This window comes from Pseudomonas sp. LF-5 (assembly GCF_037626295.1).
GTDB classification, from domain to species: Bacteria; Pseudomonadota; Gammaproteobacteria; order Pseudomonadales; family Pseudomonadaceae; genus Aquipseudomonas; species Aquipseudomonas monsensis.
Window position 1 is genome coordinate 1 of sequence record NZ_JARKMT010000008.1, and the last position, 24865, is coordinate 24865.

Below are 24865 nucleotides of genomic sequence, written 5' to 3' on the forward strand. Positions count from 1 at the left end.
AACCAGGCAAGCCGCATCCCGTTTGAAATCTGTCGAAAAATATCGTCTAGTCAAATGCCACCTCTTCGCTGGGCGTAGATTACCGCCCTTTAAGGGTGTCCAGAATCATTAAGCCAGATCACAGCCCCGCTCCTCACCTAAAGAGTGCGATTTCCCCCTCCCTACGCTAACCTGCGGCCATGTTTTACGAGGTCGACTATGCACATTCATATTCTGGGTATCTGCGGGACTTTCATGGGCTCGATGGCTGTGCTGGCCAAAGAGCTGGGCCATCACGTGACCGGCTCCGATGCCAACGTCTATCCGCCGATGAGCACGCAGCTTGAAGCACAAGGCATTCAACTGACGCAAGGCTATGACCCGGCCCAACTCGATCCGGCACCGGATCTGGTGGTGATCGGCAACGCCATGTCCCGCGGCAACCCGGCGGTGGAATATGTGCTGAACAAAGGCCTGCCATACGTATCCGGCCCGCAGTGGCTGGCTGATCACGTGCTGCAAGGTCGCTGGGTCTTGGCGGTGGCCGGTACGCACGGCAAGACCACCACCAGCAGCATGCTCGCCTGGGTCCTGGAACACGCCGGCATGAGCCCGGGGTTCCTCATCGGTGGCGTGCCGCAAAACTTCTCGGTGTCGGCCCGCCTGGGCGGTACGCCGTTCTTCGTGATCGAGGCCGACGAGTACGACAGCGCCTTCTTCGACAAACGTTCGAAATTCGTCCACTACCGCCCGCGCACCGCGATCCTTAATAACCTTGAGTTCGATCACGCGGACATCTTCCCGGATCTTGCGGCGATCGAGCGGCAGTTCCACCATTTGGTGCGAACCATTCCGAGCGAAGGCCTGGTCATCCACCCGACCACCGAACCGGCCTTGCAGCGCGTGATCGAAATGGGTTGCTGGACCCCGGTGCAGACCACCGGTGCCGGCGGTCAGTGGCAGGTCAAACTGCTCAGCGAAGACGGTTCGGCGTTTGAAGTGATGTTTGAAGGTGTGTCGCAAGGCACCGTCGAATGGGAGCTGACCGGTCAGCACAACGTCGCCAATGCCTTGGCCGCGTTGGCGGCGGCACGGCACGTTGGCGTGGTTCCATCAATGGGCATCGCCGGGTTGAGCGCGTTCAAGAACGTCAAACGCCGCATGGAGAAAGTCGCCGAGGTGCGCGGCATCACCATCTATGACGATTTCGCCCACCACCCAACCGCCATCGCCACCACCCTCGACGGTCTGCGCAAGCGCATCGGCGACGCACCGCTGATCGCGATCATCGAGCCGCGCTCCAACTCGATGAAGCTCGGCGCGCACCGTGACGGTCTGCCTGACAGCGTGGTCGATGCCGATCAGGTGATCTGGTACGCCCCGGCCAACCTGGGTTGGGATCTGGCGGGCACCGCCGCACTGTGCACGGTGCCGTCGATTGTCAGCGATTCCCTCGAAGGCATCATCGAACGAGTGAAGAGCCAGGCCCAGCCCGGCACTCACGTGGTGATCATGAGCAACGGCGGCTTCGGCGGCCTGCACGGCAAACTCGCCGAGGCGCTGAAATGAACACTCTTTCCCAGGATGGCGGCCCGGAACGCATCACGCTGGCCATGACCGGCGCCTCTGGCGCGCAGTACGGTTTGCGCCTGCTCGATTGCCTGGTGCGCGAAGATCGCGAGGTGCACTTCCTGATCTCCAAGGCCGCGCAACTGGTGATGGCCACCGAGACCGATGTCACGCTGCCACCCAAGCCGCAGATGATGCAGGCGTTCCTCACCGAATATACCGGCGCGGCTGCCGGGCAGATTCGCGTGTATGGCAAGGAAGACTGGATGTCGCCGGTGGCCTCGGGCTCTGGCGCACCGGCGGCGATGGTGGTGGTGCCGTGTTCCACCGGTACGCTGTCGGCGATTGCCACGGGCGCCTGCAACAACCTGATCGAGCGCGCTGCCGATGTCACATTGAAAGAGCGTCGCCAGTTGATTCTGGTGCCGCGCGAGGCGCCGTATTCGAGCATTCATCTGGAGCACATGCTCAAGCTGTCGAACATGGGCGTAACCATTCTTCCTGCGTCGCCGGGCTTCTACCACCAGCCGCAGACCATCGACGACCTGATCGATTTCGTCGTCGCACGGATTCTCAATCTGTTGGGCATTCCGCAGGACATGCTGCCGCGCTGGGGCGAGCATCATCTGAGCAGCGATGAATAAGCTGCTGGCAATTGTGCTGGCGCTGCAACTGACCGGGTGCGCCACTGTGCGCACGCTGGATGCGGCCAAGCCGGGGGCGCCGGTGGTGTATTCCGGCACGCGCCTGGATTTGTACGCGCTGAATGGCGGGTGTTGTGCGATGGATCGCTTCGGCGCTGAGGCGCCGAGTTATCCGGGGGTGGACCTGCCGGCGAGTGCGTTGCTCGATACGTTGTTGTTGCCGTTGTCGTTGCTCACCGTGATCGGCGTGAGTTTTCAGGCGACTGGCGGATTGTAGGGGAGTGCTGCGCACTTCATCGCCAGCCTGCTGGCGATAGCGATTTCAGGTTACTTGCCCAATTTGCGTAGCTCATCCGACTCGATCACCCGCACCCCATCCTGCTCTTCCAGCGCCAGGCGCCACATCGCCCGGGCCAGCTGGCAGGCTTCGATGCCGCGGTATTTGCCTGGAATCAGTTTGGAAAACGGCGCGGCGAGTTGTTCGCCCAGACGCGGTTCGGCGCGATCACCCAATAACAGCGATGGCCGGCAAATGGTCAGCTGTGGCCAGTCTTGCGCACGCAACGCCTGCTCCATTTCACCTTTGACCCGGTTATAGAACACCGACGATTTCGGATCCGCGCCAATCGCGCTGATCACGATCAGGTGCCGCGCACCCATCTCCCGCGCGCGTTTGGCGAACGCCACGACCATGTCCAGATCTACCGCGCGAAACGCTGCTTCCGAGCCGGCCTGTTTGATGGTGGTGCCGAGGCAGCAATAGGCGATGTCGACGCGGCCACTGAGTTGCGGCAGAAACGCCTGCGGATCGCCCACCGGGTTTTCCAGGTGTGGATGTTCGGCCAAGGGTCGACGGGAAGGGGCGAGCACGCGTGAAATCGTTGGCTCGTTGAGCAAACGGTCGAGTAGATGTTCACCGGTCAAACCGGTGGCTCCGGCAAGCAATACGTGCTGAGGCGTCAAGTACATGGTGTCTCTCCCTTGATACTGTTCAGCTTAGTTGCTCTTTGTAGCTCCGTCGTTCAACGCAGCACTTTGCAATGCTTTTCTTGCTTGCTGTTTGCGCAGCAGTTGCCAGTGTGACAGCACGGCTTTCGGCGCCCAGATCTGTGGCTCCGAGGCTTCGAAATTGTCCGCCAGTTCGCGTTCGGCGACGGTGGCCCTGGCGAGTTTGAAGGCTTGCTCCAGATCGTCGGTCTGGTTCAGCGCCTGGGCGAACAGCGCGTCGCCGAAGTAGGTGAAGTTGGCTTCTTCCGAGCAGCCGAAGGACACCCGGTCGGCGCGCGACGCGGTCATGATCAGCGTGTGTTCGTCCTTGAGGGCGGGAATGAAACCGCCGGAGTAACACGACGAGATCACGATGATCTTGTCGCGGTTTTTCAGCGGTGCCAGCACGGCGCTGAGTTCGTCGGCGGGCAGGTCGGCCAGCTCCATGCGCGGCTGGTCGAGCACCAGTTCATGCTCGGCGGTGCCGTGGCTGGTCAGGTAGATGAACAGCAAGTCTTCCGGGCCGCTGCGTTCGGCCAGTGTCTGCGCGGCGCGGCGCAGGTTCTCACGGGTGGCCATCGGTCGGTCGCCGAGATGGTCGCGGTGGTTGACCAGGCGGATCTGACCGTAGGCGCCGAAACGTGTGTTGAGCATGTTGGCCACGTAGTCTGATTCGCGCAGAAACACGCTTTGCTTGCCATCGCCGCCGAGGGTCAACGTGTACAACTCGACCGCTGGGGTCGAAGCGGGGATGGCGGCCAGCGCGTCATCGAGCAGACGTCCCTGGGCGAGCAAGCCGAGTTCAAGGGTATCGGGCAGCAACTTGCCATCGGCATCGCGCACGCGCTGGCCGTTGATCCAGGTGCCGCTCATCACGGTGCCATCGGTGAGCACCAGGGTGCCACGTCCCGCATAGCTGTCGTTGTCGAAGCCGCCGATGTAGAAACTGCCGTCGGACAGGTTCAAGCGCCCCTGACCGCTGAAGCGCCAGTCGCTGAACGCACCGATGTAGTGGCTGCCGTCGGCACCGATCAGTTCGCCCTTGCCGGTCAGCGCGCCTTCCTTGAACTGGCCGAGCCAGACATCGCCGTCAGCGTTTTCGTAACGACCTTTGCCGTGCAGTTGATTGTTCTTGAAGCCGCCGACATAGATGTCGCCGTCGGCACTGTTGAAGGTGCCATTGCCCTCCAGCTGACCATTGACGAAGTGGCCACTGAACGAATTGCCGCTGGCATCGCCGCGCTGGCCTTCGCCGTTGGGCTTGCCGTGGGCGAACTGGCCTTGATAGGAACTGCCGTCGTCCATTTCCAGGCGGCCGAGCCCCGAATATTGATCGGCCTTGAACTCGCCACGGTAGGTCATGGCGTTTTCTTTCAGCGTACCTTCGCCGTCGCGCCGGCCCTGTTTGAAACCGCCGGTGTAGCTGCTGGCATTGGTGGTCAGGCTGCCCTGGCCATCGAACAATCCCTGCTGGAACTGACCGCGATAAACCTCGCCATTGCTGCCGTGCCATTCGCCCTGGCCATGCCACTGGCCCTTGTCGAACTGCCCGGCGTACCAACTGCCGTTGGGATAGTCGACGCGGCCCTGACCTTGCAGCAAGCCATCGACCAGCTCACCGCGATAGCGCCCGCCGTCCGGCAGACGCGCATCCGGCGGCAACAGCGATTCGCCGTCGCCGCAAGCGGCCAGCAACAGAGTCAAGGCAAGGGGGGCAAGAGTCGCGAGTGAGCGCATAGCGGGATCCGGGCAATTAGGCGACCGAGTATGCCGCAGCTGTGTGACCTAATGCAGCCGGTAAAACAGTGTTGACGCGAAACAGCGTGCGCTGCTTCGCATCCAGAACCATCAGACGAAGCAGAGCGACAGTGGCTCGGCGATATAGGCCGGTTTGTCCGAGCCTTCTATCTCCAGTGTCGCGGTGGCCTTGAGCAGCCACTGGCCGGGTTTTTTCTCGGTCACTTCGCCCAGATCGACCTTCAGGCGGACCTTCGAATTGACTTTCACCGGCTGGATGAAGCGCACGCTGTCCAGACCGTAGTTGACCACCATCTTCACGCCTTGCGGCAGGATCAGGATGTCTTCCATCAATTTGGGGATCAGCGACAACGACAGGAAGCCGTGGGCAATGGTGCTGCCAAATGGCGTTTGCGCGGCTTTGACCGGGTCGACGTGAATGAACTGATAATCACCGGTGGCTTCGGCGAACAGGTTGATGCGTTCCTGATCGATAGTGAGCCATTCGGAACGTCCGAGTTCCTTGCCGACATAATCTTTGAGCTCTGCAACGGGAACATAGGGCATTGAGACTCTCCTTGGGTTCATCGGTTTTATAGTTTTTCAGGTGGGGGATTTGACCGCCCTGCGAACCACTGTAGATCATCATGGCGATTTGCTCCGGTCAACCGACCATGCTTTTGGCGAATGCCGATCCATAGCGCAGGCGTGCTTATAATGCTCGGCGCTTTTTGTCGGAGATGTCAGATGTTGTTACGTGGCCTGACCCTGCTGGTGCTGTTTCAATTGCTCGGCACGGCGCTCAATCACTTGCTGTTGCCGGTGCTGCCGGGGCCGATCATCGGCCTGCTGTTGCTGCTGGTGTTCCTGATCGTTCGCGGGGAAGTCGGCGAGCCGTTGAACCTCGCGGCCGGCAGTCTGTTGCGCTATCTGCCCTTGCTGCTGGTGCCGCCAGCCGTGGGTGTGATGGTGTACGCCTCGGCAATTGCCGCGGATTTCTGGGCGATTGTCGGCGCACTGGTGGTGTCGCTGATTCTGTCGATGGCCTTCGCCGGGGTCTTGATGCAGCGTCTGGTCCGGCGTCATGTACCGCCATCGGAGGAATCCTGATGCTCTTCGACTGGCACGGCGCCTGGGCGTCGGTGATTCACCATCCGCTGTTCGGCATCGGCATCACCCTCGGTGCTTATCAACTGGTGCTGGCGGCGTTCGAGAAAACCCGCTGGATCTTTCTGCAACCGGTGCTGGTCTCCATGCTGTTGGTGATTGGGGTGCTGGTCAGTTGCGGCCTGACTTACGCCGAGTACCGCAAGAGCACTGAGATCCTCAGCATTCTGCTGGGCCCGGCGACAGTGGCGCTGGCGGTGCCGCTGTATCTCAACCTCAAACGCATCCGCCAATTGTTCTGGCCGATTTTTACTACGCTGGTGATAGGTGGTGTGGTCGCGACGGGCATGGGCGTGTTGCTCGGCTGGTGGTTCGGCGCCGAGCACATGATCCTGATGACCATGGCGCCGAAGTCGGTGACCTCGCCGATTGCCATGCTGGTGGCCGAGCAGATCGGTGGCGTCGCGGCGCTGGCGGCGGTGTTCGTGCTGATCACCGGGGTGATCGGCGCGATCTTCGGCCCGGCACTGTTGACCCGCCTTGGCGTACACAGCCCCGAGGCGCGCGGCATGGCGTTGGGCATGACAGCCCACGCCGTCGGCACCTCGGTGGCGTTGCAGGAAAGTGATGAGTGCGGCGCCTTCGCGGCGCTGGCAATGAGTCTGATGGGCGTGGCCACGGCGGTGTTCCTGCCGTTGGCGGTGTCGATGGTGGTCTAAGGAAATGTCTATGAGCCTGCCGCTTTTTCCGCTGAACACAGTGCTGTTTCCCGGTTGCAATCTCGACTTGCAGATCTTCGAGGCGCGCTACCTGGACATGATCGGTCGTTGCATGAAACAGGGCGGCGGCTTCGGCGTGGTGTGCATCCTCGACGGCAGCGAAGTCGGCCTCGCGCCGCAGGGTTTTGCGCTGGTCGGCTGCGAAGCGCTGATCACCGATTTCCAGCAGCAGGACAACGGGCTGTTGGGGATTCGCGTGCAGGGCGGGCGCCGCTTCCATGTGCTGCGCACCGAAGTGCAGCGCGACCAATTGATTCTCGCTGACGTCGAGTGGCTGGACGACGAGCCGGAGCAACCCTTGCAGGAAGAAGACGCCGACCTGGTGGCGCTGCTCAAGGCCCTGGCCGAGCATCCGATGGTCGAGGCGTTGAACATGGGCACCGACGCGCCTGGTCAGCAGTCACTGGCCAATCAGTTGGCCTACCTGTTGCCCTTTGCCGAAGAAGACAAGATCGACCTGCTGCAACTGGATGATCCGCAACAGCGCCTGGATGCCATTCAGGCACTGCTGGATGAGTTGCAAGGTGAGTTATTCGCCTGAGCTGCGCATCAGGCGATCAGTGCGCGGTTTATCACCAGGTCTTGCGGTTTGATGCGATAGCTCAAGTCGCTGTCGATGCCCCAGTAGTCCTTGCTCGCGTTGTAATAGATATGACCGCTTTTTTCGGCGGTGGAGCCGATGTTCAAGACGAACACCTGCGAAGCCAGTTCGTGGCGTTCCCGGTGTTGCCGGATGTCCTCCAGCAGCGCCGCCAGCGTGGCATAGCCCCGGGCTTCGATGACGTAGAGCTGCAACACTTCGAACAGCAGCGACACTTCATAAATGTTCCCGGATGACGTCGCCACACTGATGGACTCCACGGGGGTTTCTTCGTCGATGTCGGGCAATTCGATCAACACGCTGGCGACATGCAGTTCATTGCCACTGAGGCGGATATCGCTGCGGGTGACCGTTTCGGTCATCCGTGTGCTGTAGAACGTCCAGGTCGACGCGTTGGCGGTCCTGGCCTGAGCGCCGGGGGTCGACAGGCTGATGATCGCGTTGCTCGACGGATAGACGTCGTAGATTGAGCTTTGACCCTGTAGGGCGTACTTGCCCTTATGCTGCGTTGAATTGATGTCGACCTTGCCGGGATGCACGGGCAGCAGATGGCGTTCAGTCACCTGTGGACGGTTGAACAGATAGCGGCCATGCCGCGGTTTCAGACACTCCGGTGCTGGCCGTGACTGGTAACCGGGGGCTGCGGAATCTGCGATATAGGAAAGGGCTGGCGGCACGAGGCGATACGATTCGCCATCCTTGAACACCAGCACTACGTCATGCCGGGTTTCGATGCCGGCGGCCATGCGTCCACCACCGACGTCGGTTTTATTGTCGGATCGCTCGCCCACCACATTCGATAGAAAAACAGCTTTTGCTAGCAGTTGCAGCCGGATCGTGAAAGCGCTGTAGGTGAGGTAAGAAAACCCCGATACGCCCTTGTTGCTGTCAACGCTGTAAGTGATGCCGAGGCCAAGCAACTCGGTACTGTTGTAGTCGAGGTGAATGACGCTGGACGTTCTGGCCGTGCCGTGTGGCACGCTGAAGTCTACTCTGCGGTTGTTGCGCGACATGAAGTAATGTTGCGGTTGCGCAGCCTTGGGCTGTAGAACACCGCCGTTGATGATGCAGGGGGCCGGCGGGCGGCTGCCGTTGACGGTCACGATGACTTCCGTCGTGTGGGGTAACAGGTCCTGCAGCAGCGCCGGCAGGACCGGCAATAGCTCGTAACCATCAGACGTGATGAAACGCAGCAGGTTGTTGATCACCTGACGTTGACCATTGAGCGTTCTGTAGACGTTCTCGATGGTCAGGGTGTGCTCCGGCAGCTCGCCGTCTGCGCCCCGTCGTGAAGTGATGACCAGCGAGGTGCCGACAATTCGCCATTGTTGAATGTTCTCTGCTGGCCAGCCGAGTTCGATGTGACTGATCTGTTGACCGTTTTCGACAATCGTCGCCTCGATGGACGTCTCGGCGATGTAGTAGCGATCGGTCCCCGCGCCGCCGTCGACGTTGACCTGCGCACCGCGAATGACCAACTTGTCGTCGCCTGCTCCGGCGGTCACGGTGTCGTAGCCATTGGCAACGATGACATTGGCGCGATCATCGCCTGTCACCTTGCTCGAACCCTGCCGCAGGGTCGAGATGTTCTCGATGTCCTTGATCTGCGCCACGCTGATATCGGCGATTTGCGGGTCGCCACTGCGCAGTGCGACCTCTCCGCTGGGCAAGTGGACGTCATGGCCGACAAAGCGGGTTTCACGCCTGGGCCGTGCCCCTTCGAACGCCAGCAGGTCGGTGCCTGAACTGCCATCAAGGATGCTGGTGCGTGCTGGCCGCACCGCTCTGTCGAACTCGGTCTCGGCGACCTCGAAGAGGAAGGTGTCGTCCTTGTCACCACCGGTCAGGTTTTTGGCGTCGGTGCGATAGGTAAAGTAGTTGGGTTTGTTTTTCACCCCGACCACCCGGTCGTAACCGTCATCCAGGCGCCACAACACGCCTTTCCCGTCGCCGGCCTCACCGCTGACGACGCGCTCGAGGCTGGGTGGCAAACCGTCGCGCGCATCAATGTGGTCATCGCTGGAAACTACCACCGGCTCGTTCTCGATTTTGAACGGTTGTTCGCCGGCGCTCGCGTCCCACTGGTGGCGCCATACGTTGATCGGGCGTAACTGGACATTGAAGCTGCCGTTCACCACGTGTTCGATATAGTTTTTATAGGCTCCCTGCAACAGGGCGGTGGCCGAGGCCTGCTGTTGCTGGCGGTGGTCGCCGGTGGCCTTGGCGATCCTGAACCGGTCCATCACGTCCTGATCCAGCTCTTGATGGGTGAAGGCAAACCAGCCCGAACGCAGACGCTCATGGAAACCCAGCTCGATGTAGTCATCAATGTCATCGACAACCCGCGCGGCGCGGTAGATTTCCGCACCCAGTACCAGTACGGCTGCCGCGGCCAGGCCAAGGGGGCCGGCAACGCTGCCGAAACCGGCGAGCGCCGCCAGGCCCAGGGCGATGCTGATTCCCGCACCGGCCACGCTGAGTCCGCCGCTGACGTAGTGATCCTGCGCTGCCTTGCCTGTCGTGCCCGCCGCCGCGTTAAAAGCCTTGACCGCACCAATGATGTCGAAGGGCAGCGTGATGGCGCTGGCAAACAGGCCCGCGCCGCGACTCAGGGTCTTGCCGATGCTGGTGGCGGGAAACCGGTTGAACACCGTCGCGCCACTTTGGAACATTGCCTCGCCACCCTTGCTCAAGCCCCGCTCGATGATCAGCGAGCCGATTTCACTGCTGATGCCGCCGGCATTGAACGCGGCTTCGCCGAGATCGCCGACCTTGATCGCCTCGGTAATCCCGATCAGGCCGCTGTAGATGCCGTAGGCCTGCAGACCGACGCCGGCACCGCTTTGCAAATAACTTTTGCTGCGGTTGACCCAGCCCGGCATGTGCTCAAGGGAATCGACGCGATGGATGTCGATTTTTTGTGCCGAGCCCAGCAGTTTGTCGAAGCGCGCCATCGGGTTGCCAGGTGCAAGAGGCGTGGAGGCAATGAACAGCGGTGCGGCAGTGGGTGAGCGTTTGCAGGCAATCTCGAAAAACAGGGTGGCGACTTTGCTGCTGTCGGGGTTGTCCGTGGATTTGATGCGCGATTCGACCTGAGCCGGATCGAAACCCAGCGCATCGAGAAAGGTTTTGTCGGCGGCCTCCAGGTGGGCATTGGCGCCACTGATGTGTTCGCCATTCACTGTCGCGCCCATGGCTTGCAGTTCCACGCGGCTGATCGTGAACTCGCCGATGCGCAGCGGCCCCAGGCGTTTGTCGAGCGTCTTGAGTGCAAGAGGCGCAGGGTTCTGCACAGGGCGGGCGGGCGGCGGTGTCAGCGGTGGTGCGCTGGGGACGATTTCAACCTGTCGCGAGACCGGCGCATGGTGGTTGGCCGAAGTACTGATCGGCGTGATGTGAATGACTGCATCGAGGGTGGGTTCCACTGATGCTGTAATAAGTTTCGCCATTATTTAATCCTTTAAAAACAGGCGTGGTCGGACACCGGTGTTGGAATCGGTATTCCGTTGGGAAAAATTGTAGTGTGAATATAAAGGTTGAAAGTTGAGCGGTGCAGTTAGTTGGTTTCTTGATATTTAAATAAGATGTTAGTTCTGCTGTGGTCGTATGTCATAGGGTGGTCGTCATGAAGTCTGCCCTCAGTATCGAGTTGTTTAAATTTCGGGCCAGACGATGTCATCGGCAAATTCATTTTTATTGCCTGAAAGCCGAAGTATTGGATCACCCAAGGCCTCGACCTTGTCGATCAACGCGTCATACTGGTTTTTATTGGACGTGCCGAAGTGGGTCGATTCTTCTATGAAATCCGCACGGTCTCCCGCCGCCTGATCAATGTCTTTGACCTTGGCCGCTTTCGTCATTTCCGTGTTCAACAACCAGACCCGCTCTGCTTCGATACCCTTGGTGGTGACAGACACCAGACCTTCGTACTCGTCATCGGGAAACCAGCTGGCAGTGTCCTCAACCTTCGAGTTGAACAGATGATTTTCTTCGTGCGGCACGACCTCCAGACCTCGGGTATCCAGTACGTAAAGAAACATGACCGTCTGTTTTGTCCGGGTCGCAATGTAATCGCGGTCATGATCCCAGGCTACCGGGCTATCGGGATCATCCGACCACTCAGCAGATTCACTGCTGTCGGAATCACTGTCGCTGGCGTCGGATTTCAGTTTGCCCGGGTGTTTGTTCGTCTGGCTGTTGTAGAGCAGGTATTCGGGATCGGGCGCACTGGCGTAACCGATGCCCTCCTTGAGACTGAACGTGGAGCTGATCGGTTTTTCGGTCGAGGCGCCGGGGCTGTGGCGGTAGCGAGGCAGCATGGTGTCGTCTCTGGCGATCTCGAAGGGCGTGCGATCATCGCCTCTGAACATTGCCGGGACATCGGTGCGGTACAGGCAATTGTTCTTGTTGCGCCGATAACCTGCTTTCGCCAGGAGTGCCTCGCGCACGGCATCGGTCATGCTGGTTTCGGGGTCATACCAGGGGTGTCGGGCGCCGCGTTTCAGGTTCAGTTCATTGACCATGTCGCGGGCGAGGGCGTCGAGACGCTGCGGACTGCCAGGGTCTTCAACCAGGCGTTTGTGTGATTCGGCCCACTGCGGGATTTTCAGTTCTGTACGCAAGTCTCGTTGCAGGCGAGACAACTGACTGGGCAACAGGTTGTAAGACTGCAACCACTTCTGGCGTTGATCCGCACTCAAGGTCGGATGCAACTGACTCAGGGCGTTTTGCAGCAGATCGGTGACGGGGTTTTCGGACTTCGTCGGCTTGAACTGTTTTGCTGGCAAACCAGAGGCCTGAGCCATTTCGCTGGCAGTGTCTGCGGGACGTTTCAGGGGGGACTGGCGTTGCTCGGTCAGGCGCCAGGTAGGCTCTTCGGGATTTTTGTAGAGGATCGGGCCGGAAGGTGTTCGTTCGGTGAGCATTTTCAGCCGATAAACCCCGAGGGTTTCATCCAGGCCGGCGTGCGCGGTGTGCACCTCACCGTCATGCTCGACATCGACGAATTTGCGTCCGACCACGTAGCGAAAACCCTCGCCGTCAGCAGCTTGCATGCCGCGCAGGAGAGGTGTGGCGCTCCAGTATCGGTCCACCGGACTGTTGGCCGTTGCCTGGCCGGCGTTCCGGTTGGGGAGCGCAGTCACTTCAACCGTCGGCGGCAGGGCGTGACTCACACTCTGCTCTGGATGACGGGGCCGAAACGGGTTTGTCGTGTCTGGCGTGCCAAAGGGCCTTGATGCAAGAGGGATCGAAGTGCCTGGCGGGTTGTCGGAGCGATGCGCTATTGGTGTTGTTGTCTCTGTACTTTGCGAAGTTGAAGTCGAATGTTTGCGCGGTATTTTAGGACTCATGGAATGCTCATTATTAATAGGTGTTTAAATTTATTAATGGTTAATGCGTTCAGTTGCTGTTCTGTTCAAGTAATTTTTCTTCGGGGTGGAGTCAGTGTCATGCTTTTTAATTTAATGGATTTTTGCACTGGTGAAGTGTTGGTTGTGAAGATGTTTAATTTAAATATGTAACTTGGTTTTTTGTTTAATGCGCAGCAGCCACTCACTTGAGTCAATCAAGAGCAACTGTCAGAACGGAGCGGGGGGGAGTGCGGCGCCACTCCCGGCGTCAATGCGCAGAGAGTGGCGAGAGAGGGGCTATCAGTAGGCGTAACGCAACATCGTATGCGGCAAATGGCGCAGGACGAAGAGGCTGAACAGCAGCACCAGTGCCGGAATGATCAGCCACCAGATTTTGTACGGCATCGCACCGAGGGGAGCCTTGCGCTGGCTCAGCCACAGACTTGCCGCACACACGCAGCTCGCCAGCATCGCGCCAGCGAGAATGTCCGTCGGCCAGTGCGCGCCCAGATAAACCCGTGAAAGGGCAATCGCCAGCGCAGGAATGCAGCCGAGTAGCAGCCAGGTCAGGCGCAGTCGGGGCGGTTGTCCACGTCCGGCAAGGACGGCCAGAGTCAGAAACAATGCAAACGAGCCGGAGGCATGGCCGCTGGGCATGCTGTAGCTGGTGATCGGGTCAGTCAGCACCTCCGGGCGTACACGGGCGAAGAATAGCTTGGTCGCGGTGTTGGCCAGAGCGGTGCAGAGCAACGTGCCGCCGGTGAACAGCGCCTGTCGCCATTGCCGGCACAGCAACAGCAGCACGGTCAGCAGGGTGCTGAACATCAGCATGTTGCGGAATTCGCCGATGAGGGTGAGCGTCACCGCGATTTCATCCAGCATCGGCTGACGATGCTCCTGCACCAGGGTCATCACCCCTTGATCGAGCGCATTCAGATAGGGATAGCCGATGAACAGGCCGATCAGAATCAGCAGGCTCATGCTGCTGATCCAGAGGGTTGCCCGGCGGTGACGGCGCAGACTGCTGTTCACACTGAGGCCAACCATGACCGCGATGCTGGCGGCGACAATGCCCGCTTCCAGCCAGAAGCCTTCGGGCAGCGGCAAGCGGATGGCCGCACCGGTGGCCCAGCCCGGCAGCAGGTAAACCAGGCTCCACCCGGCGGCGGCCAGCAGGCTGACGGCGGCAAAACGCGGGAACGGCATATCGCACATGCCGGCCACCATCGGCAGCATCGGCCGCAACGGACCGATAAAGCGGCCGACCAACAGGCTGGCGATACCGTAGCGCTGGAAATAGGTTTCCGCCCCGGCCATCCATTCCGGGTGGTGGCGCAGCCCCGGCAGGCGTCGGATGTTCTGGTGGAAATGCCGGCCAAGGAAGTACGAGATTGCATCGCCGAGAATCCCGCCGAGAAAACCCAGCAACAGGGTTTCGCTCAACGACAGCGCGCCGCTGCCGGCCAGTACGGCGACAGCAAACAGTAACACCGTGCCAGGGACGATCAGTCCGGCGATCGCCAGGCATTCCACAAGGGCCACGATAAACACCGCTGCGGCCAGCCACTGGGGATTGGCCGCCAGCCAACCGGTCACGCTATCGAGCCATGGGCCCATACAAAAAACTCCATCAAATATTCAATCGGCTCGCTGGGGGAGTGAGCCTGCTCGCGAAGAGGGTGTGTCAGTTGAATCTCTTTTGGCTGACCCTCTGCTTTCGCGAACAGGCTCGCGCCCGCAGGGAATTCCTTTTAGTTCAGACCTGCTTCTGACCCCGACAGCAGGAAATAGTCGCGCCCTTCGACCTGACCCCGGCGCAGCGGGTTCCGTGTGCACCATTGCGCATAGCTGGCGTCGACGAAGCGGTACATCAGGTGTTCGTCGCGGCCATGGGGGATGCCCAGTCGCGTCGTCTGAATGATGTGGGTCGGTGTCGGTCCAGTGTCTTCCACCAGGAGCATTTCATGATCGAAACGCCTGGCGTCCCACACCGGTACCTTCAGGCCAAGAGCCTTGCACAGCAATGTCTGCCCGGCGCAGAGTTTTTGTGACGGGCGCGGACGACCCTGTGCATCCGGATTGTTCAGCAGCATCTGCGCCAGGCTCGACTGCCCGCTGATGTCATCGACCCACGGATACGCCGATTTGATCAGCACGGCATTGCCCGGCCCTTGCGCGCTGAAATTCAGTGAGTCGCCGCCACGGGCGTAATACATATAGATGTGGCCGCCATCCAGAAACAAAGCCTTACGCTTTTCTGTGTAACCGAGGGATGCGTGACTGCCTTTTTCCGCGCAGTAATACGCTTCGGTTTCGATAATCCGCGCACTCAGCCACAGACTGCCGACACGATGACGGATGACTTTGCCGAGCAGATCCTTTGCCAGCACTTGGGCGTCTCGGTCGAAAAAAGCGTCCGGGAGCCCCAGCGGCAGGCTTTCGGCGTGGTTGCGAGCGGTCAGGTTGGACATGGCAGGCAAGGTTTATCCAGGCTGAAGAGGTCGTAATGATAACAATGCGCGGCTTAACTACGGCTTAACGTCGGTGATTCGCCGTTCATTTCGACCATCCGCCCGTCACCGCTGTTAGTCCCGGGACGCGACAGCTATAATCTGCCGCTTTCCTCTTTGCCAAGACCCCAGCAGACCATGACTGAGTCCGTTCTTGACTACATGACCCGATTGGGTCGCGCCGCCCGCGAAGCCTCCCGGGTCATCGGCCGTGCCAGCACTGCGCAGAAAAACCGCGCCTTGCAGGCTGCTGCCAATGCTTTGGACGCCGCTCGTGCCGAGCTGGCTGCAGCCAATGAGCAGGATCTGGCCGCCGGTCGCGCCAATGGTCTGGAGCCGGCATTGCTGGAACGCCTGGAACTGACTCCGGCGCGCATCGACGGCATGATCGTCGGCTTGCGCCAGGTCGCTGCACTGCCGGACCCGGTCGGCGCGATCCGTGACATGAGCTTCCGTCCGTCGGGCATTCAGGTCGGCAAGATGCGCGTGCCGCTGGGCGTGATCGGGATCATCTACGAATCCCGTCCCAACGTGACCATTGATGCCGCGAGCCTGTGCCTGAAGTCGGGCAACGCGACCATCCTGCGCGGTGGTTCTGAGGCGATTCATTCCAATCGGGCGATCGCCGCGTGCATCCAGCGCGGTCTGGCCGAGGCCGAACTGCCGGCAGCGGTGGTGCAAGTGGTCGAAACCACCGACCGTGCCGCGGTCGGCGCAATGATCACCATGCCCGAGTACGTCGACGTGATCGTGCCGCGTGGTGGCCGTGGTCTGATCGAGCGCATCAGCCGCGATGCGCGCGTGCCGGTGATCAAGCACCTGGACGGCATCTGCCACGTTTACGTCAGCCAGCACGCCGACCTGGCGAAAGCCCAGCGCATCGCGTTCAACGCCAAGACCTATCGCTACGGGATTTGCGGGGCGATGGAGACGTTGCTGGTCGATCAAACGGTTGCAAAGGATTTTCTGCCGTCGATGGCGGCGCAGTTCCGCGAAAAAGGCGTCGAACTGCGTGGCTGCGAGCGCACCCGGGCAATCATCGACGCCGTGCCGGCCAGCGAAGACGACTGGAGCACCGAATACCTGGCGCCGATCCTGTCGATCCGCGTGGTCGACGGCCTGGCTCAGGCCATCGAACACATCAACCATTACGGCTCCCATCACACCGATTCGATTGTCAGCGAAAACCTCGCTGACACCCGCCGGTTCGTGGCGGAAGTCGACTCGGCGTCGGTGATGATCAACACCCCGACGTGCTTCGCCGATGGATTTGAATACGGATTGGGTGCCGAGATCGGCATTTCTACTGATAAGCTGCACGCCCGCGGCCCGGTGGGCCTTGAAGGACTGACCTGCGAGAAGTACATCGTGGTCGGTGATGGCCAGTTGCGCGGCCAGGCGACGGTCTGACTTGACCGACCTCGACCTGACAGCGCCGCAAACCGGCAGCGAGTCTCGCCCGCGACGCATCGGCGTCCTCGGCGGCACATTCGACCCGGTGCACATCGGGCATTTGCGCGGCGGGCTGGAAGTCGCCGAAGCGCTGGCGCTTGACGAGTTGCGCTTGACGCCCAGCGCGCGGCCGCCGCATCGCGATACCCCGCAGGTGTCGGCGCAGGATCGGCTGGCGATGGTCGAGTGCGCGGTGGCCGGAGTGCCGCCGCTGGTGGTGGACGCCCGCGAATTGCAGCGGGACAAGCCGTCCTACACTATTGATACCCTGGAGTTGATGCGCGCCGAAATGCCCGCCGAGACCCAGGTTTTTCTGCTTTTGGGCTGGGACGCATTTTGCGGCCTGCCCACTTGGCACCGCTGGGAAGAGTTGCTCCAGCATTGCCATATCCTGGTGCTACAGCGCCCGGACGCCGACAGCGAACCGCCGGATGCCTTGCGCAACCTGCTGGCAGCGCGTTCGGTGAGCGACCCGCTGGCCCTCAAAGGGCCGAGTGGACAGATTGCATTCGTCTGGCAGACACCGCTCGCGGTTTCCGCCACCCAGATCCGTCAACTGCTGGCCAGCGGTAAGTCGGTACGTTTCCTGGTGCCCGACGCGGTCCTGGCCTACATCGATGCGCACGGTCTGTACCGTGCGTCGAACTGAACAAGGCGTGCTTCACGGATACGAATCCACGTGTCGCCAAGCCGCCGAATATATGAGCAAAACGAGTTTTATATGACTGACAAAGACCAAACCAAAGTTAAGCGCAAAGGCACGTTCAAGAGCGCTCCGCTGCCAGAAGCGGTCAACACCAACGAGCCGCTCAAGGGTGACGAGCTGGTCAAGATCGCTGTAGCCGCTCTGGAAGACGTCAAGGCGCAGGACATCCAGGTTATCGATGTTCGCGACAAGCAGAGCATCACCGACTACATGATCATCGCCACCGGTACGTCCAATCGCCAGATCAACGCGATGCTGGACAAGGTCCGTGAAGAAGTCAAAAAGCAGGGCGCCAAGCCGCTGGGCGAAGAAGGCAAGGGCGACAGCGACTGGGTACTGCTCGACCTCGATCTGGTCATCGTGCACATGATGACCGCCTCGGCGCGTCAGTTCTACGACCTGGAGCGCCTGTGGGCCGGTGCCGAGCAAAGCCGTGCGGCAGACGCCAAGCACCACAGCCCGGAAAACACCCACGAGCATTTCACCAAGCTCAACAAAGACCAGTTCTAAGGGATTGCTGTGCGACTGCGACTGATCGCCGTCGGTTCACGCATGCCCAAGTGGGTGGAAGAAGGCTGGCATGAATATGCCAAGCGTCTTCCGTCCGAGCTGGCGCTGGAACTGGTGGAAATTCCGCTCAATACCCGTGGCAAGAATGCCGACGTGGCCCGATTCATCCGTCAGGAAGGCGAAGCCATGCTGGCCAAGGTCGGGCAGAACGAGCGGATTGTCACGCTTGAAGTCCACGGCAAACCCTGGAGCACCGAGCAACTGGCGGTCGAACTCGACCGTTGGCGGCTGGATTCGCGCACGGTCAATTTCATGGTCGGTGGCCCGGAAGGGCTGGCACCGGAAGTCTGTGCCCGCGCGGACCAGCGCTGGTCGTTGTCGCCGCTGACGTTGCCGCACCCGCTGGTGCGGATTCTGATCGGCGAACAGTTGTACCGTGCCTGGACCGTGCTGTCCGGTCACCCTTACCACAAGTAAGCCTGCCCTCATGTCTCAGCCGATCCGCATCAAGGACCACGAAAAGGACGCACGCCTGGTGCGTAGCCGCGTCGTGTTCGGGGCCGTTGCGGTCATGCTGTTGATCTGCGTATTGATTGCGCGGCTGTACTACTTGCAGGTGATTCAGTACGAGTACCACTCGACGCTGTCGGAAAACAACCGTGTCCATGTGCAGCCGATTCCGCCGACCCGTGGCCTGATTTTCGACCGCAACGGTGTGGTGGTGGCGGACAACCGTCCCAGCTTCAGCCTGAGCATGACCCGCGAGCGTTCCGGCGACTGGCAGCAAGTGCTCGACGTGATCGTCGAGGTGCTGCAGCTGACGCCCGATGACCGGGTGATCTTCGAAAAACGCATGCGTCAGGGGCGCCGGCCGTTCGAGCCGGTGCCGATCCTGTTCGAGCTGACTGAAGAGCAGATTGCCCGGATCGCGGTGAATCAGTTCCGCCTGCCGGGTGTGGAAGTGGTCGCGCAACTGGTCCGTCACTATCCGCAGGGTGCGCACTTTGCGCATTCGGTGGGGTACATGGGGCGGATCAACGAGAAAGAGCTGAAGACCCTCGATCCGGTCAACTACAGCGGCACGCACCATATCGGCAAGACCGGCATCGAACGCTTCTACGAGCCGGAATTGCACGGCCAGGTGGGTTACGAAGAGGTCGAGACCAACGCCCGTGGCCGCGTCCTGCGCGTGCTCAAGCGCACCGATCCGATTCCTGGCAAAGACATTGTCCTCAGCCTCGACATCAAATTGCAGGAAGCGGCCGAGGCCGCGCTGGGCGGGCGTCGTGGTGCCGTGGTGGCCCTCGATCCGCGCACCGGCGAAGTGCTGGCGATGGTCAGCCAGCCGAGCTTCGACCCGAACCTGTTCGTCACCGGCATCAGCTTCAAGGCTTACGCCGAGTTGCGCGATTCCATCGACCGGCCGCTGTTCAACCGGGTCTTGCGCGGCCTGTACCCGCCGGGTTCGACGATCAAACCGGCGGTGGCGATTGCCGGTCTCGACTCCGGTGTGGTGACGGCCTCGAGCCGGGTGTTCGATCCGGGCTACTACATGCTGCCCAACTACGACCACAAATACCGCAACTGGAACCGCACCGGGGACGGCTTCGTCGACCTCGATACGGCGATCATGCGGTCCAACGACACCTACTTCTATGACCTGGCGCACAAGCTCGGGATTGATCGGTTGTCGTCCTACATGAACAAGTTCGGCATCGGCCAGAAGGTCTCGCTGGACATGTTCGAAGAATCCCCCGGCCTGATGCCGTCCCGCGAATGGAAGCGTGCGACCCGCAAACAGGCGTGGTTCCCCGGCGAAACCCTGATTCTCGGGATCGGCCAGGGCTATATGCAATCGACCCCGCTGCAACTGGCCCAGGCCACGGCGCTGGTCGCCAACAAAGGTGTGTGGAACCGTCCACACCTGGCCAAATCCCTCGAAGGGGTGAAACCGGTGGACACCAACCCGATGCCGGACATTGTTCTGCGCGACCCGTCGGACTGGACCAAGGTCAATCACGGCATGCAGCAAGTGATGCACGGCGCCCGTGGCACCGCGCGCAAAGCGGCGATCGGCGCGCAATACCGCATCGCCGGCAAATCGGGTACCGCTCAGGTGGTCGCAATCAAGCAGGGCGAGAAGTACGACCGCTCCAAGGTTCAGGAGCGCCACCGCGACCATGCCTTGTTCGTCGGTTTTGCCCCGGCCGATGATCCGCGAATCGTCGTCTCGGTGATGGTCGAGAACGGTGAGTCCGGCTCCGGCGTCGCTGCGCCCGTGGTGCGTCAGGTCATGGACGCCTGGCTGCTCGATCAGGACGGACGCTTGAAGGCCGAATACGCCAGTCCAATCAGTGCGGAGGCTACGGCCCGTGATGAATAATTTTGATCGCATGCTCTCCAGTGAGGATGTGATGCGTCGCCGAGCGACGTTGCTGCAAAGACTGCATATCGACGGCCCGCTGTTGATCCTGTTGCTGATCCTCGCGGCCGGCAGCCTGTTCGTGCTGTATTCGGCCAGCGGCAAGAGCTGGGACCTGCTGGCCAAACAGGCGACATCGTTCGGCATCGGCCTGGTGTCGATGATCGTCATTGCCCAGTTCGAGCCACGGTTCATGGCGCGTTGGGTGCCCCTCGGTTATGTGGTCGGGGTGGTGCTGCTGATGGTGGTGGACATCATGGGCCACAACGCCATGGGGGCGACCCGCTGGATCAACATTCCCGGGGTGATCCGCTTCCAGCCGTCGGAATTCATGAAGATCCTGATGCCGGCGACCATCGCCTGGTACCTGTCCAAGCGCACGTTGCCGCCACAACTCAAGCATGTCGGGATCAGCCTGATGCTGATCGGCGTGCCGTTCGTCCTGATCGTGCGCCAGCCTGACCTTGGTACGTCGCTGCTGATTCTCGCCGGCGGGGCGTTCGTGCTGTTCATGGGCGGGTTGCGCTGGCGCTGGATTCTCAGCGTGCTGGCGGCGGCCGTACCGGTGGCCGTCGCCATGTGGTTTTTCATCATGCACGACTACCAGAAGCAGCGAATCCTGACCTTCCTCGACCCGGAAAGCGATCCACTGGGCACTGGCTGGAACATCATTCAATCGAAAGCCGCCATCGGCTCCGGTGGCGTGTTCGGCAAGGGCTGGTTGCTCGGCACCCAGTCGCACCTGGACTTCCTGCCGGAAAGCCACACCGACTTCATCATTGCCGTACTCGGCGAGGAGTTCGGTCTGGTCGGTATCTGCGTGCTGTTGCTGATCTATTTATTGCTGATCGGCCGGGGGCTGGTGATCACCGCTCAGGCGCAGACACTGTTCGGCAAATTGCTCGCCGGTGCGTTGACCATGACGTTTTTTGTTTACGTTTTCGTCAACATCGGTATGGTCAGTGGCCTGTTGCCGGTCGTGGGGGTGCCGTTGCCGTTCATTAGCTACGGCGGAACTTCGCTGGTGACGCTGCTGTCAGCGTTTGGGGTTTTGATGTCGATCCATACCCATCGCAAGTGGATCGCACAGGTTTGAATAAGGTGAAGAGTTCAATGCAAGTTATGCGTGGCTGGGCGACTCGATGCGCGCCGCTGGTTGGCCTGATGGGCCTGCTGGGCAGCGTGCAGGAAGCGCTGGCCGGCGAATACGAAGGCTCGCCGCAGGTGGCCGAATTCGTGGGTGAAATGACCCGCGACTATGGTTTCGCCGGTGAACAGCTGATGGGGGTGTTCCGCGAGGCAGAGCGCAAGCAGTCGATTCTTGACGCGATCTCCAAGCCCGCCGAGCGGGTCAAGCAGTGGAAAGAATACCGCCCGATGTTCATCACCGACGCGCGCATTGCCCGGGGCGTGGACTTCTGGCGTCAACACGAGGCGACGCTGGCTCGCGCTGAACAGGAATACGGTGTGCCGGCACAGGTCATCGTGTCGATCATCGGCGTCGAGACCTTTTTCGGACGCAATACCGGTAATTTCCGGGTGATCGATGCCTTGTCCACCCTCGGTTTCGACTATCCTCCCCGTGCCGAATTTTTCCGCAAGGAACTGCGTGAGTTCCTGCTGCTGGCGCGTGAAGAACAGGTCGATCCCCTGACCCTCAAAGGCTCGTACGCCGGGGCGATGGGATTGCCGCAATTCATGCCGAGCAGCTTCCGCGCCTATGCGGTGGATTTCGATGGTGACGGCCATATCAATATCTGGAATAACCCGGATGATGCGATCGGTAGCGTCGCCAGCTATTTCAAGCGCCATGGCTGGGTGGCCGGGGAACCGGTGGTCAGCCGGGCCGATGTGCGTGGCGAGCAGGTCGACGAAGGCCTGACCACCGGCATCGAACCGACGAAGACCGTCGGAGAGTTGCGGGCGCTGGGCTGGTCAAGTCATGATGCGCTGCGCGATGATATGCCGGTTACTGCATTTCGCCTCGAAGGCGACAACGGCCCTGAATACTGGATGGGCCTGAAGAATTTCTACGCGATCACGCGTTATAACCGCAGCGTGATGTACGCCATGGCCGTACATCAACTGTCTGAAGAGCTGGTAAAAGCACGGGGCGTCAAGTAATGCGGGCATTGCCTAACAATAAACCCCTGAAGCTGGTGGCATTCGCTGCGTTGGCGGTGCTGGTCGCCAGTTGTTCGACCAGCCGTTCCCCGACTCAGAAAACCTCGAATACTGCAGTGCGGGCGCAGCCTGGCCTGGACATCAACCGTGCGCACAAAGACGGCGCGCCGTGGTGGGACGTCGATGTGTCGCGCATTCCTGATGCCACGCCGACCCTGCACACCGGTCCGTACAAGGCCAACCCGTACACGGTGCTGGGCAAGACGTACTTCCCGTTGCAGGAATCCAAGACTTACGTCGCCTCGGGCACCGCGTCGTGGTACGGCACCAAGTTTCATGGCCAGAACACCGCCAACGGCGAAGTGTATGACCTGTACGGCATGAGTGCCGCGCACAAGACTCTGCCACTGCCAAGTTACGTTCGGGTGACCAACCTGGACAACAACAAGAGCGTGATCCTGCGGGTCAACGACCGTGGGCCGTTCTATTCGGACCGGATCATCGACTTGTCCTACGCCGCCGCCAAGAAGCTCGGTTATGCCGAAATCGGCACCGCGCGGGTCAAGGTCGAGGGCATCGACCCGCAGCAGTGGTGGGCCGCCAAGGGCCGTCCGGCGCCGCTGATGCTCAACGAGCCGCAAGTCGCGCAAACTAGCGCGCCGACCATCACGGCTTCGGCCGGTACCGTCGAGCAATGGACCCCGCCGCCGCAGCAACACGCCGCGGCCGTCGTGCCGGTTCAGCTTGATGCAAAAAAAAACGCTTCTGCACCAGCGTCTGGCCAGTATCTGCAGGTGGGCGCGTTCGCCAACCCGGACGCTGCAGAACTCCTGAGGTCGAAGCTCAGCGGGATGGTGAGCGCTCCGGTGTTCATCAGCTCGATCGTGCGCAATCAGCAGACTCTGCACCGGGTACGCCTGGGGCCGATCGGTTCGCCGGGTGAAATTGCCCAGGTGCAGAACAGTGTGCGCCTGGCCAACCTTGGTTCGCCAAGTGTGGTCAGCGAGTAATACGTAGACTTGATTGACGGTTCACTTGCGGTATTGGGGGGTGAACCAGGTTGTTGGCTCGTCGAAGAACAAAAGCCCGGCAAGGGTGACTGGAGTGAGCAACTGAACACGCGATGGCCCGTTAGAAGGCTGTCTGAATAGTTTTGCCTTCGGGCAAGTTTCCATTAGCGATTTCGAGAGACGGATGAACATCACCACCTTTGCCAAACGCCTGTGTCTGCTAGTCCCGCTGCTCCTCTCGCCAGCCGCCTTCGCGGCCGAGATGATGCCGTCGCCACCACAACTGGCTGCCAAGGCCTACGTTCTGATGGATGCCAGCAGCGGCAACGTGCTGGTCGAAAACAATGGCGACCAGCGTCTGCCACCGGCCAGCCTGACCAAACTGATGACCGCGTACATCGCTACGCTGGAAATCCGTCGCGGCCAGATCGGTGAAAACGATCCGGTGACCGTCAGCGAAAACGCCTGGCGCACCGGCGGTTCGCGGATGTTCATCAAGGTCGGTTCGCAAGTCACCGTCAGCGACCTGCTGCACGGCATCATCATCCAGTCCGGCAACGACGCCAGCGTCGCACTGTCCGAGCACATCGCCGGCAGCGAAGACGCCTTCGCCGACCTGATGAACAAGACGGTCACCGACTTGGGCATGACCAATACCCACTTCATGAACCCGACCGGTCTGCCAAATCCTGAGCACTACTCGTCGGCTCACGACATGGCGATCCTCGCTCGCGCGATCATCCACGAAGACCCGGCTCACTACGCGATCTACTCGCAGAAAGAGTTCTTCTGGAACGGCATCAAGCAGCCTAACCGCAACCTGTTGCTGTGGCGCGACAAGACCGTTGACGGTCTGAAAACCGGTCACACCGACGAAGCCGGCTACTGCATGGTGTCCTCGGCTGTACGTGACGGCCAGCGTCTGATCGCCGTGGTGTTCGGCACCAACAGCGAAGTGGCCCGCGCCGCCGAGACCCAGAAGCTGCTGACTTATGGTTTCCGCTTCTTCGAAACCCAGACCTTCTATCAGAAGGGCACCGAACTGGCTCAGGCCCCGGTGTGGAAAGGCACCACCAATCAAGTCAAGGCCGGCCTGGCTGAAGACCTGACCATGACTCTGCCAAAAGGCCAGCTGAAGAAGCTCGCTGCCAGCATGACCATGAACCCGCAACTGACCGCGCCAATCGCCAAGGGCGACGTGATCGGTAAAGTCGAAGTCAAACTGGAAGACAAGGTGGTGCACAGCGCTGACCTGATCGCTCTGGATGGCGTCGAGGAGGGTGGTATCTTCCGCCGCATGTGGGATAGCATCCGTCTATTCTTCTACGGCTTGTTCAACTGATTTGTGTTGACCTGCATGGCCCCGCCCCGATCCGG

At 60.7% G+C, this 24865-nt stretch carries 22 protein-coding genes; 15 read left to right on the top strand and 7 right to left on the bottom strand.

What is annotated here, in order from left to right; all coding sequences use genetic code 11:
* Positions 1-198 precede the first annotated feature (198 nt).
* From mpl to PseuLF5_RS20585, 3 genes are read left to right on the top strand one after another with little or no spacing between them, the layout of a single operon-like run.
* Positions 199-1548: a UDP-N-acetylmuramate:L-alanyl-gamma-D-glutamyl-meso-diaminopimelate ligase gene (mpl, locus tag PseuLF5_RS20575; RefSeq protein ID WP_267801445.1), complete on the top strand. Its 1350-nt coding sequence runs from the start codon at positions 199-201 to the stop codon at positions 1546-1548.
* Entirely contained in the window at positions 1545-2192 is a 648-nt protein-coding gene (ubiX, locus tag PseuLF5_RS20580; RefSeq protein WP_102354554.1) for a flavin prenyltransferase UbiX, read from the top strand. The genes mpl and ubiX overlap by 4 nt, the downstream gene beginning before the upstream one ends.
* Positions 2185-2469 (top strand): YceK/YidQ family lipoprotein, encoded by a 285-nt coding sequence (locus tag PseuLF5_RS20585; protein WP_340134616.1) that lies wholly within the window; start codon positions 2185-2187, stop codon positions 2467-2469. The genes ubiX and PseuLF5_RS20585 overlap by 8 nt, the downstream gene beginning before the upstream one ends.
* A 50-nt stretch (positions 2470-2519) precedes the next feature.
* Here PseuLF5_RS20585 and PseuLF5_RS20590 read toward each other — a convergent pair whose 3' ends face one another.
* The 3 genes from PseuLF5_RS20590 to PseuLF5_RS20600 all read right to left on the bottom strand — a co-directional run bounded on the left by PseuLF5_RS20590 (position 2520) and on the right by PseuLF5_RS20600 (position 5483).
* Positions 2520-3161, bottom strand: a complete 642-nt coding sequence (locus PseuLF5_RS20590) for an oxidoreductase (RefSeq protein ID WP_123463805.1) — start codon at positions 3159-3161, stop codon at positions 2520-2522.
* 27 nt (positions 3162-3188) lie between these two features.
* Complete coding sequence (locus tag PseuLF5_RS20595) at positions 3189-4916, bottom strand: C13 family peptidase (RefSeq protein ID WP_340134619.1); 1728 nt, start codon at positions 4914-4916, stop codon at positions 3189-3191.
* Positions 4917-5027: 111 nt separating this feature from the next.
* The gene (locus tag PseuLF5_RS20600; RefSeq protein WP_007909575.1) at positions 5028-5483 is read right to left on the bottom strand and encodes a MaoC family dehydratase; all 456 of its coding nucleotides are present in this window, start codon (positions 5481-5483) and stop codon (positions 5028-5030) included.
* 180 nt (positions 5484-5663) lie between these two features.
* On the opposite strand from PseuLF5_RS20600, the gene PseuLF5_RS20605 reads away from it, so the two are divergent.
* Genes PseuLF5_RS20605 through PseuLF5_RS20615 form a run of 3 tightly spaced genes read left to right on the top strand, consistent with a single transcriptional unit; the run spans position 5664 to position 7343 of the window.
* Complete coding sequence (locus tag PseuLF5_RS20605) at positions 5664-6026, top strand: CidA/LrgA family protein (RefSeq protein WP_123463810.1); 363 nt, start codon at positions 5664-5666, stop codon at positions 6024-6026.
* Positions 6026-6742 (top strand): LrgB family protein, encoded by a 717-nt coding sequence (locus PseuLF5_RS20610; protein ID WP_123463812.1) that lies wholly within the window; start codon positions 6026-6028, stop codon positions 6740-6742. Before PseuLF5_RS20605 ends, PseuLF5_RS20610 begins: the two co-directional genes overlap by 1 nt.
* Positions 6743-6752: 10 nt before the next feature.
* Entirely contained in the window at positions 6753-7343 is a 591-nt protein-coding gene (locus PseuLF5_RS20615; protein ID WP_123463814.1) for an LON peptidase substrate-binding domain-containing protein, read from the top strand.
* 8 nt (positions 7344-7351) lie between these two features.
* Here PseuLF5_RS20615 and PseuLF5_RS20620 read toward each other — a convergent pair whose 3' ends face one another.
* From PseuLF5_RS20620 to PseuLF5_RS20635, 4 genes are all read right to left on the bottom strand, one after another.
* Positions 7352-10852 (bottom strand): calcium-binding protein, encoded by a 3501-nt coding sequence (locus tag PseuLF5_RS20620; protein WP_340134623.1) that lies wholly within the window; start codon positions 10850-10852, stop codon positions 7352-7354.
* A 204-nt stretch (positions 10853-11056) separates the two neighbouring features.
* The gene (locus PseuLF5_RS20625) at positions 11057-12577 is read right to left on the bottom strand and encodes a hypothetical protein (RefSeq protein ID WP_340134625.1); all 1521 of its coding nucleotides are present in this window, start codon (positions 12575-12577) and stop codon (positions 11057-11059) included.
* A gap of 477 nt (positions 12578-13054) precedes the next feature.
* Positions 13055-14371: a bifunctional DedA family/phosphatase PAP2 family protein gene (locus PseuLF5_RS20630; protein ID WP_340134627.1), complete on the bottom strand. Its 1317-nt coding sequence runs from the start codon at positions 14369-14371 to the stop codon at positions 13055-13057.
* Positions 14372-14505: 134 nt separating this feature from the next.
* Positions 14506-15225: a DNA-3-methyladenine glycosylase gene (locus PseuLF5_RS20635; protein ID WP_123463822.1), complete on the bottom strand. Its 720-nt coding sequence runs from the start codon at positions 15223-15225 to the stop codon at positions 14506-14508.
* A 177-nt stretch (positions 15226-15402) separates the two neighbouring features.
* Between PseuLF5_RS20635 and PseuLF5_RS20640 the strand changes: the two genes are divergently transcribed.
* The 9 genes from PseuLF5_RS20640 (at position 15403) to PseuLF5_RS20680 (ending at position 24830) form a co-directional block, all read left to right on the top strand.
* A complete protein-coding gene (locus PseuLF5_RS20640) occupies positions 15403-16674 on the top strand; it encodes a glutamate-5-semialdehyde dehydrogenase (RefSeq protein ID WP_222834227.1) in 1272 nt (423 codons plus the stop codon).
* Complete coding sequence (gene nadD, locus PseuLF5_RS20645) at positions 16643-17365, top strand: nicotinate-nucleotide adenylyltransferase (protein WP_123463826.1); 723 nt, start codon at positions 16643-16645, stop codon at positions 17363-17365. Before PseuLF5_RS20640 ends, nadD begins: the two co-directional genes overlap by 32 nt.
* Positions 17366-17437: 72 nt before the next feature.
* Positions 17438-17932 carry a ribosome silencing factor gene (gene rsfS / locus PseuLF5_RS20650; protein ID WP_123463828.1) on the top strand — a complete coding sequence of 165 codons (495 nt, stop codon included), beginning with the start codon at positions 17438-17440 and terminating at the stop codon, positions 17930-17932.
* Positions 17933-17941: 9 nt separating this feature from the next.
* Positions 17942-18409, top strand: a complete 468-nt coding sequence (gene rlmH, locus PseuLF5_RS20655; RefSeq protein ID WP_009051038.1) for a 23S rRNA (pseudouridine(1915)-N(3))-methyltransferase RlmH — start codon at positions 17942-17944, stop codon at positions 18407-18409.
* A 10-nt stretch (positions 18410-18419) separates the two neighbouring features.
* A complete protein-coding gene (gene mrdA / locus PseuLF5_RS20660; RefSeq protein ID WP_128615292.1) occupies positions 18420-20315 on the top strand; it encodes a penicillin-binding protein 2 in 1896 nt (631 codons plus the stop codon).
* Positions 20316-20346: 31 nt separating this feature from the next.
* Positions 20347-21450, top strand: coding sequence for a rod shape-determining protein RodA (gene rodA / locus PseuLF5_RS20665; RefSeq protein WP_185015778.1), 1104 nt, complete (start codon positions 20347-20349; stop codon positions 21448-21450).
* A gap of 17 nt (positions 21451-21467) precedes the next feature.
* Positions 21468-22478, top strand: a complete 1011-nt coding sequence (gene mltB, locus PseuLF5_RS20670; RefSeq protein WP_123463833.1) for a lytic murein transglycosylase B — start codon at positions 21468-21470, stop codon at positions 22476-22478.
* Entirely contained in the window at positions 22478-23488 is a 1011-nt protein-coding gene (locus PseuLF5_RS20675) for a septal ring lytic transglycosylase RlpA family protein (RefSeq protein WP_128615293.1), read from the top strand. Before mltB ends, PseuLF5_RS20675 begins: the two co-directional genes overlap by 1 nt.
* A 184-nt stretch (positions 23489-23672) precedes the next feature.
* A complete protein-coding gene (locus PseuLF5_RS20680) occupies positions 23673-24830 on the top strand; it encodes a D-alanyl-D-alanine carboxypeptidase family protein (protein WP_123463836.1) in 1158 nt (385 codons plus the stop codon).
* The last annotated feature ends 35 nt before the right edge of the window (positions 24831-24865 follow it).